Origin of the sequence: Paraburkholderia sp. RL17-373-BIF-A (genome assembly GCF_046030175.1) — a bacterium.
Classification (GTDB): domain Bacteria; phylum Pseudomonadota; class Gammaproteobacteria; order Burkholderiales; family Burkholderiaceae; genus Paraburkholderia.
Map to the genome: position 1 here is coordinate 1 of NZ_JARESO010000327.1, position 832 is coordinate 832.

Annotated in this window: 1 protein-coding gene; it reads right to left on the reverse strand. The window is 59.0% G+C overall.

Translation table 11 applies throughout. From position 1 onward, the window contains the following. Positions 1-58: 58 nt before the first annotated feature. A complete protein-coding gene (locus tag P0D80_RS50665; protein WP_408296406.1) occupies positions 59-790 on the reverse strand; it encodes an IS6 family transposase in 732 nt (243 codons plus the stop codon). Positions 791-832 lie beyond the last annotated feature (42 nt).

The window sequence follows — 832 nt, forward strand, 5'->3', positions numbered from 1 at the left end:
GGCGTTGTCAAGTTGGCGGCTACAGGTCAAGTGTGCGCTATACGCGTAGTTATCCTTATCAGATAACTGTCTTGATTGCGTCGGAGACAGTCCAGCCATGCCATGTGCCGAGGCGTTCTTTTAGCATGGCGCGATGACGTGCGGCGTTCATCTGATGTCTTGGAAGCGCGAAGTGCTGCCGGATCGGGCCGAAGCATGAAAGAAAAGCCTGCGTGCGACGCGCATCGCGAAAGCCGCACATCTGGCGTTCGCGCCTACGGGTTGGCTGGTGGCTGTTCTCGGCGCGGTTGTTTATGCGTGCGGCTGCTTTGACGAAAACGTGCTTTACCTGAGCGAGTTCAGGAATATCCGCCTTCGCCGCCGGATAACTGCGCAACTGGTCGGTAACGATTTTTCGCGGCACCGGGTTTGAACGCAGCACCCGCTGGAAGAAGCGCTTTGCTGCGGCCTTACCGCGACGCTTTTGCACCAGTACATCGAGTTCGGCGCCGTGCTCGTCGACCGCGCGCCACAACAGATACGGCTCACCGCGAAGGGTCACGAACATCTCGTCCAAATGCCAGGTGCTGCCGGGCTTGCGCCGCACCGACTTGGCGCACTGAGCGAATCCGGCGCCGAACTTGTCGCACCAGCAGCGGATCGTTTCGTACGTGACCACGACGCCACGCTCAAGCAACAACTCCTCGTTGTCGCGCAGGCTCAGGCTGAACCGGAAGTACCAGCGAACCGCGCAGCTGATGACAATAGCAGGGAATCGGTGGCCGTGATACAGCGATTTCGTCTTCTTCATCGCTTTATTCTACCGCCCCGTCTCCAGCAACTTGACAGTGCC